Annotated in this window: 9 protein-coding genes; 7 read left to right on the top strand and 2 right to left on the bottom strand. The window is 70.4% G+C overall.

The genetic code is table 11. The annotated features are described in order from the left end of the window. Both AC3WLN_RS22870 and AC3WLN_RS22865 read left to right on the top strand, forming a co-directional pair. Positions 1-759: alpha-E domain-containing protein (locus AC3WLN_RS22870; protein WP_492485119.1), on the top strand; the 759-nt coding region annotated here is incomplete at its 5' end. After that, entirely contained in the window at positions 756-1,673 is a 918-nt protein-coding gene (locus tag AC3WLN_RS22865; RefSeq protein WP_492485117.1) for a transglutaminase family protein, read from the top strand. The genes AC3WLN_RS22870 and AC3WLN_RS22865, both read left to right, overlap by 4 nt. A 12-nt stretch (positions 1,674-1,685) precedes the next feature. On the opposite strand, the gene mntR is transcribed toward AC3WLN_RS22865, so the two are convergent. Both mntR and AC3WLN_RS22855 read right to left on the bottom strand, forming a co-directional pair. Further along, positions 1,686-2,138, bottom strand: a complete 453-nt coding sequence (gene mntR, locus AC3WLN_RS22860; protein ID WP_055953004.1) for a manganese-binding transcriptional regulator MntR — start codon at positions 2,136-2,138, stop codon at positions 1,686-1,688. A gap of 104 nt (positions 2,139-2,242) precedes the next feature. Then, the gene (locus tag AC3WLN_RS22855) at positions 2,243-3,130 is read right to left on the bottom strand and encodes a LysR substrate-binding domain-containing protein (protein WP_492485115.1); all 888 of its coding nucleotides are present in this window, start codon (positions 3,128-3,130) and stop codon (positions 2,243-2,245) included. A gap of 81 nt (positions 3,131-3,211) precedes the next feature. On the opposite strand from AC3WLN_RS22855, the gene AC3WLN_RS22850 reads away from it, so the two are divergent. The 5 genes from AC3WLN_RS22850 (at position 3,212) to AC3WLN_RS22830 (ending at position 8,143) form a co-directional block, all read left to right on the top strand. Then, positions 3,212-3,523, top strand: a complete 312-nt coding sequence (locus tag AC3WLN_RS22850) for an FtsB family cell division protein (protein ID WP_463780568.1) — start codon at positions 3,212-3,214, stop codon at positions 3,521-3,523. A gap of 142 nt (positions 3,524-3,665) precedes the next feature. Next, positions 3,666-4,760 carry a pyruvate dehydrogenase (acetyl-transferring) E1 component subunit alpha gene (gene pdhA, locus AC3WLN_RS22845; protein WP_492485112.1) on the top strand — a complete coding sequence of 365 codons (1,095 nt, stop codon included), beginning with the start codon at positions 3,666-3,668 and terminating at the stop codon, positions 4,758-4,760. A 101-nt stretch (positions 4,761-4,861) separates the two neighbouring features. Beyond that, positions 4,862-6,304, top strand: coding sequence for a pyruvate dehydrogenase complex E1 component subunit beta (locus AC3WLN_RS22840; protein WP_492485110.1), 1,443 nt, complete (start codon positions 4,862-4,864; stop codon positions 6,302-6,304). Between the two features lie 60 nt (positions 6,305-6,364). Then, positions 6,365-6,646, top strand: coding sequence for a DUF5076 domain-containing protein (locus AC3WLN_RS22835; RefSeq protein ID WP_492485121.1), 282 nt, complete (start codon positions 6,365-6,367; stop codon positions 6,644-6,646). 45 nt (positions 6,647-6,691) lie between these two features. After that, positions 6,692-8,143, top strand: a complete 1,452-nt coding sequence (locus tag AC3WLN_RS22830; RefSeq protein ID WP_492485108.1) for a pyruvate dehydrogenase complex dihydrolipoamide acetyltransferase — start codon at positions 6,692-6,694, stop codon at positions 8,141-8,143. The last annotated feature ends 43 nt before the right edge of the window (positions 8,144-8,186 follow it).

Below are 8,186 nucleotides of genomic sequence, written 5' to 3'. Positions count from 1 at the left end.
GACCTCCCCACCGCCACCCTCGCCCAGCAGGCCCTCGGCGGGCACGACGCCTACGGCTCGGCCCTGCGCCACAGCCTGTCGGCGCGGATCAACGCCGCCACCCTGCGCGAACGCCTCTCGGGCGAGGCCTGGCGGGCGCTCGCCGACCTCAAGGAGGTGCTGGAGATCGATTCCGGGCAGGCGCTGCCGGAGGCGCAGCTCCTCGGGCTCGCCGAGCGGGCGCTCAGCCACATCGCCGCCCTGTCGGGCCTCGCGCAGGAGAACATGAACCGGACCGCCGGCTGGCATTTCGTCGATCTCGGCCGGCGGATCGAGCGCGCCATCAACACCCTGACCTTCGCCACACGCTTCGCCGGAGACGGCGCGACGGCGGAGGATCTCGGGGTGATGCTGTCGCTCTGCGATTCGCACGTCTCGTTCGGCGCGCGCTATCTTCACGGCGTGGCCCTCGACCCCGTGCGCGACATGGTGCTCCTCGATCCGTTCAATCCGCGCTCGGTCGCCTTCCAGCTGGAGGCGATCACCGGGCATCTCGGCCAGCTCCCGGTGCTGCGGGCGGACGGGCTGCCCGAGCCGCACCAGCGCATCGCCGCCAGGCTCTTGGCCGAATTCGCCACCGGCGAGGCGGCCGCGTTCGACGGCGCCGCACTGACGCGGCTGGAAAACGAGGTCGAGGGCCTCGCCGACGCCATCGCCACCCGCTATTTCCCGAACGGGCCGCACGCCCTGCGCCCGGAAAAACTCGTGGGCCTCGCGTGATCTATACGCTGCGCCACCTCACCACCTACCGCTACGCCCGCCCGGTGCGCTTCGCCCGCTGCACCCTGCGGCTGCGGCCGCGCGACGGGGAGGGGCAGACGGTGCTGGAGAGCAGCCTCACGATCACGCCCGATCCGAGCACCCGCCTCGTCCGCCGCGACTATTTCGGCCTGGACGCCACGATGGTGACGATCGACACGCCGCATACCGAGCTGCGCGTCGAGGCCCTGTCGCGGGTGCGCGTCGAACGCGACCCGCTGCCGGCGCCGGAATCCGGCCGTGCGTGGGAGCAGGTGCGCGACGCGGCGGTGAACGGCTGCGGCCTCGGGCCGAACCGGCCGGTGCACTTCCAGTTCCCGAGTCTGCGCGTGCCGCTGGTGCCGGAGGTGACGGACTATGCCCGGGCGAGCTTTCCGCCGGGCCGCAGCGCCTATGGCGGCGCCTTCGACCTGATGCGGCGAATCCGGGCGGATTTCCGGTTTGATTCGAAGGCCACCACCGTGCATACGCCGCTCGCCGAGGCCTTCGCGCTCCGGGCCGGCGTCTGCCAGGACTTCACCCACATCATGATCGCGGCCCTGCGCGGGCTCGGCCTGCCGGCGGCCTATGTCAGCGGTTACCTGCGGACGATCCCGCCCGCCGGGCGCCCGCGCCTGCGCGGCGCGGATGCGAGCCATGCCTGGGTCTCGGTCTGGTGCGGCGAGAGCTGGATCGGCCTCGACCCGACCAACGGCATCGGCATGTGCGACGACCACATCGTCGTGGCCCGCGGCCGCGACTACACCGACGTGTCGCCGATCGACGGCATCGTCTCGGCCTCCGGTCCGCAGAAGCTCAAGGTCGAGGTCGACGTGGTGCCGGATGGCGAGCCCATGCCGGAACACGCGGCCGCGCCGCAATCCGCCCCGGCCTGACCGGCGCGTCCCTCAGGCGGATCTGGCCGTGAACAGCCGGAATGCCTCCAGGGTCTCGGCACTGACGTGGTGCTCGATGCCCTCGGCGTCACGGCGGGCGATCTCGGGGCTGACCCCGAGGGCGCACAGGAACTGTTCGACGATGCGGTGGCGCTCCCGGCTCTGGACAGCCAGCGCCTGCCCGGCCTCCGTCAGGAAAACGCCGCGATAGGGCCGCTGCTGCACCAGACCGTCCTCGGCCAGGCGCTTCAACATCTTGGCGACCGTGGGCTGGGCGACACCGAGACGGGCCGCGATATCGACCTGGCGCGCCTCGCCGCCATCGCCGATCAGGTCGGCGATGAGTTCGACGTAATCCTCGACGAGTTCGAGCCGGCGCGCCTCGCGGGCCTGCCGGAAGCTCTCCACGTGGACGTCCGGGTCGACCAGGGAGGTATCGGGCGCAGAGGACGTCGAATCCTGCATGTGGCCGCCGAACTCCCCCGAACGATGGCGCCTCGAAGAGGGCCCGAGCCGGTTTGTACCGAAGCTGCGCCCCGGATGGGAGCCCCCGGGGCCCGAAAGGCGCCTCAGCCGCGCAGGTGGGCCACAAAATCCCGCGTGAACCGCGGCAGGTCGGCGAGCGAACGCAGGCAGATCGTGAGGTCGCGCAGCGCCCAGGCATCCTCCAGGGGGACGATCGCCAGCGGCATGGTGCGGGCCGCCCGGGCCGCGGTGGTCTCGGGCACGATGCCGAGGCCGACGTCGCAGGCCACCAGCCGGCAGATCGCGTCGAAGCTGCGCAGCTGCACCCGCAGCCGCATCGGCGGGCGGCCCGTGCGGGCGGCCTTGTCGGCGAGGAAGCGGGTGAGGGCGCTGGTCCGGTCGAGGCCGACCAGGGGGTGCTCGATCACCTCCGCGAAGGAGACGGAGGCGCGCGCCGCCAGGGGATGCGCGGTCGCCGCCACCATGACGAAGCGGTCCTGTCGGAACGGATAGGTTTCCAGGGTGCCGGTATCGACGGTGCCGGCGACGATGCCGAGATCGGCCGAGCCCTCGGCCACCAGCCCGACGATCTCGTCCGAGGTGCGCTCCTCGATATCGACGCTGACGCCGGTCTGGCGGGCGAGAAAGGCGCTCAGGACCTCGGGCAGGAACTCGGTGAGCGCGTTGGTGTTGGAGACGAGGCGGATCTGCCCCACCGTGCCGCCCGAGAAGGCGGCCAGATCCTCCTGCATCCGGTCGATGCGGTCGAGAAGGCCGCGGGCATGGGCGAGGAGCGAGCGCCCGGCCGGCGTCGGCACCACGCCCTGGCGCCCCCGCGTCAGCAGCGCCGCCCCGAGGGTCTCCTCCATGGCCCGGATGCGCACGGAGGCGGCGGCCAGCGCGAGGTTGGCGCGCGCCGCCCCATGGGTGATCGAGCCCGCTTCCACCACGTGCCGGAACAGCGAGAGATCGACGAGGTCGAAGCGCATCATCGGGTTCCCGGCTCCCGAACGGGAATGGACGGTCCGTATCGCATCAGCACTTCCTTAACCCTGTGGGTGCATCGTGCCGGCATGGTGGTCCGTCGTCGCGTCCGTGCTGTTCTGATGCCCCTCGGCCTCTACGCCGTGTCGGGCCTCGTCGTGGGCTTCTTCGTGCATCAGGCCGAGAGCGGCAACCGCGGCCTCGAAGCCAAGCGTGCGCTCAAGGTCCAGGCCCGGGCGCTGAACCAGGAGCTCACCGCGGCCAAGGCCGACCGGGCGATCTGGGAGCATCGGGTGGCCCTGCTGCGCAGCGACCAGATCGACCGCGACCTGCTGGAAGAGCGTGCCCGCGTCATGCTTGGCCGCGTCCACGCCAACGACGTGGTGATCATCGATCCCTGAGGCGTCCCGGAGGGCAAAACCCTTCGCCGGCACAGGAGCTTCGCAACTGACAACTTCCCGGATCTGTCGGGCGGGCGGCCTCGCTTTCCCCGGAGGCGTGTCCTAGAACCCCTGGTGAACAGATGGTCCCGGGGAGTTGCCGATGGATGCCGCGAAGGATGCAGGCCAAGCCGCTTCCGACACAAGCCGGGCGGGGGCGAAGCGATCCGGCGGGGGTAAATCCGCGGGCGCTGCCGAGGCTCACGCACCCGCTCCGAACGCACCGCAGTTCACCCGCGAGGAAGACCTTCACGCCTACCACGAGATGCTGCTGATCCGGCGCTTCGAGGAGAAGGCCGGACAGCTCTACGGCATGGGCCTGATCGGCGGATTCTGCCACCTCTATATCGGCCAGGAAGCGGTCGTCATCGGCATGCAGATGGCCTCGGTCGACGGCGACCAGGTGATCACCGGCTACCGCGACCACGGCCACATGCTTGCCTGCGGCATGGACCCGAAGGGCGTGATGGCCGAGCTCACCGGGCGGCGCGGCGGCTACAGCCGCGGCAAGGGCGGCTCGATGCACATGTTCTCCCGGGAGAAGCAGTTCTTCGGTGGCCACGGCATCGTCGGTGCGCAGGTGTCGCTGGGCACCGGCCTCGCCTTCGCCGACGCCTACCGGAAGAACGGCAATGTCAGCCTGACCTACATGGGCGACGGCGCGGCCAACCAGGGCCAGGTCTACGAGAGCTTCAACATGGCGCAGCTCTGGAAGCTGCCCGTGGTCTACGTGATCGAGAACAACCGCTACGCCATGGGCACGTCGGTGGCCCGCGCCTCGGCCCAGACCGACTTCTCCAGGCGCGGCATCTCGTTCGGCATCCCCGGCGAGCAGGTGGACGGCATGGACGTCCGCACCGTGCGCGAGGCCGCGACCCGGGCGATCCAGCATGCCCGCTCGGGCGAGGGCCCCTACATCCTCGAGATGCAGACCTACCGCTATCGCGGCCACTCGATGTCCGATCCGGCCAAGTACCGGACCAAGGACGAGGTCTCGAAGATGCGCGAGGAGCACGACCCGATCGAGATGGTGCGCAAGCGCCTGATCGAGATGCACGGCGTGCCCGAGGCCGAGCTCAAGGCGACGGACGCCAAGGTGCGCGAGACCGTGAACGAATCCGCCGAGTTCGCCACGCACGATCCCGAGCCGGATCCGGCCGAGCTGTGGACCGACATCCTGCTGGAAGCCCGGGCCTGAGCCCCGACCCGCGCAAGGAACAGGGGCCGCACGCCGCGCGAGCGACCGCGCCCCTGCCTTCGAAGGGCTGACCCGCCTCATCCTCGATCGACGAGTATTCCATGGCGACCGACATCCTGATGCCCGCCCTCTCCCCGACCATGGAGGAGGGCAAGCTCTCGAAGTGGCTGAAGAAGGCGGGTGACCCGGTCAAATCCGGCGACGTGCTCGCCGAGATCGAGACCGACAAGGCGACCATGGAGGTCGAGGCCATCGACGAGGGCGTGCTCGCCAGGATCCTCGTCGAGGAGGGCACCGAGGGCGTGAAGGTCAACACGCCCATCGCCATCATCGCCGCCGAGGGCGAGGACGTCTCGGCGGCCGCTTCCGGCGGCGGCGGCCCGAAGCACGAGGCGTCCGCCCAGCCCGCCCCGGCGCCCGACATGCAGGCCGAGGGCCAGGCCGAGAAGCCGGCCCCGAGCGCCAAGACCGGCGACGATGCGCCGAAGGCCCCGGCGGCCCCCGCCACCATGACCAACAAGGCGCCCGCGCCGGTGATGGAGGAGTTCCCGGAAGGCACCGAGATGGTCTCGACGACGGTCCGCGAGGCCCTGCGCGACGCCATGGCGGAGGAGATGCGCCGGAGCGAGGATGTCTTCGTGATGGGCGAGGAGGTCGCCGAGTACCAGGGCGCCTACAAGATCACGCAGGGGCTGCTGCAGGAATTCGGGGCGCGGCGCGTGGTCGACACCCCGATCACCGAGCACGGCTTCGCCGGCATCGGCGTCGGCGCCGCCTTCACGGGCCTGCGCCCCATCGTCGAGTTCATGACCTTCAACTTCGCCATGCAGGCGATCGACCACATCATCAACTCGGCGGCGAAAACCCTCTACATGTCCGGCGGCCAGCTCGGCTGCCCCATCGTGTTCCGCGGCCCCAACGGTGCCGCCGCCCGCGTCGGCGCCCAGCACAGCCACGACTACTCGGCCTGGTACTCCAACGTGCCCGGCCTCAAGGTCATCGCGCCCTACACTGCCTCCGACGCCAAGGGCCTGCTGAAGGCGGCGATCCGCGACCCCAACCCGATCATCTTCCTCGAGAACGAGATCCTGTACGGCCAGAGCTTCCCGGTTCCGAAGCTCGACGACTTCGTGCTGCCCATCGGCAAGGCGCGCATCCACCGCCCCGGCAAGGACGTGACCATCGTGTCGTTCTCGATCGGCATGACCTACGCCCTCAAGGCGGCCCAGGCGCTCGCCGAGGAGGGGATCGAGGCGGAGGTGATCGATCTGCGCACGCTGCGCCCGATGGACACCGACACGGTGGTGGAATCGGTGAAGAAGACCGGCCGCTGCGTCACCGTGGAGGAGGGCTTCCCGCAATCGGGCATCGGCGCCGAGATCTCCGCCCGCCTGATGGTCGATGCCTTCGACTATCTCGACGCGCCGGTCCTGCGCGTGACCGGCAAGGACGTGCCGATGCCCTACGCGGCCAATCTCGAGAAGCTGGCGCTGCCCAACGTCGCCGAGGTGATCGAGGCCGTGAAGGCGGTCTGCTACCGCTGAGGGCCGCACGCGTTCACCTCCCACTCTCCCCCGCGCGGGGGAGAGACCGGAGACAAGATGATGACCGAGAAATTCGAAGAACTCTCAGCCCCGCCGGATGCCATCGAGAACGGTGGCATCGAGGTTCTGCGCGCCAGCGTCGTCGACGGCGCCGTGAGCATCGCCCTGCGCCGCTCCTTCGACGACCCGGCCACCTGGGGCCGCCTGCTGGCCGACCTCGCCCGCCAGGCGGCGCGGGTCTACGCGCTGGAGACCGAGATGTCCGAGGACGAGGCCTTCGCGCGCATCAGCGCCGGCTTCGAGGCCGAGAGCCTCGACCCCGACGCACCGATTCTGAACTGACCGCCGCTCCCCCGACACCGCCCGCTGACGATCAGGATTTCCCCCATGCCGATCAACGTCCTGATGCCCGCCCTGTCGCCCACGATGGAGAAGGGCAACCTCGCCAAGTGGCTGAAGAAGGAGGGGGACGCGGTGAAGTCCGGCGACGTCCTCGCCGAGATCGAGACCGACAAGGCGACCATGGAGGTCGAGGCCATCGACGAGGGCGTGCTCGCCAAGATCCTGGTGGCCGAGGGCACCGCCGACGTGCCGGTGAACGACCTCATCGCCATCATCGCGGCGGACGGCGAGGACCCGGCCAGCGTCCAGGCCCCCGGTGGAGCCGCGGAGGCACCGAAGGCCGATCCGTCGAAGGCGGAGACACCCAAGGCTGGCGCGTCCGCCGAGAACGCCACCCCGGGCGGCGGGACGATGGCCTACGCCCGCGTCGACGAGGCGCCGGATGGCGCCAAGCCCGAGGAGGCCAAGCCCGAGGAGGCCAAAGGTGCTGAGACCGCCTCGGCCCCCACGGCCGCGGGCGATCGCGTCTTCGCCTCGCCGCTGGCCCGCCGGATCGCCAAGCAGGAGGGCGTCGACCTGGCGGCGGTGACGGGCTCCGGCCCCCGCGGCCGGGTGATCGAGCGCGACGTCCGTGCGGCGCTCGCCGCCGGCACCGGCAAGGCTGCCCCGGCCGCCGCGCCGAAAGCCGCCGCGGCACCGCAGGCGGCCCCGGCGCCGGCTGCGGCCGCGCCCGCCAAGGCCGCAGCGCCCACCGGCCTCACCACGGATCAGGTTCGCGGCTTCTACCCGAAGGGTACGTACGAGGAAGTGCCCCTCGACGGCATGCGCAAGACCATCGCCAAGCGCCTCACCGAGGCGATGCAGGTCGCCCCGCACTTCTACCTGACGGTGGATTGCGAACTCGACGCGCTGATGGCCCTGCGCGAGCAGCTCAACGCGAGCGCCGGCACGACCAAGGACGGCAAGCCGCTGTTCAAGCTCTCGGTGAACGACTTCGTCATCAAGGCGATGGGCCTCGCCCTGATGCGGGTGCCGGCGGCCAACGCCGTCTGGGCCGAGGACCGCATCCTGCGCTTCAACAACGCCGAGGTCGGCGTGGCGGTGGCGATCGACGGCGGGCTGTTCACGCCCGTCATCCGCCGGGCCGACCAGAAGACGCTCTCCACCATCTCCAACGAGATGAAGGACTTCGCCGCCCGGGCGCGGGCCAAGAAGCTGAAGCCCGAGGAATACCAGGGCGGCGTCACGTCGGTGTCGAATCTCGGCATGTTCGGCATCAAGCACTTCACCGCCGTGATCAACCCGCCGCAATCCTCGATCCTGGCGGTCGGCGCGGGCGAGAAGCGCATCGTGGTGCGCGACGGCGCCCCGGCCGTGGCCCAGGTCATGACCGCGACCCTGTCCTGCGACCACCGCGTCCTCGACGGGGCACTCGGCGCGGAGCTGATCTCAGCGTTCAAGGGCCTGATCGAGAACCCGATGGGCATGCTGGTGTGAGCGGACTCCACTGATCCGTTCCCCGAGCCCGCCGAGCCCCCAC

The organism is Methylobacterium sp. FW306-05-D, from assembly GCF_058782155.1.
The sequence above is the reverse complement of the archived record's forward strand: the minus strand, read 5'-3'. Positions and strand labels throughout refer to the sequence as shown.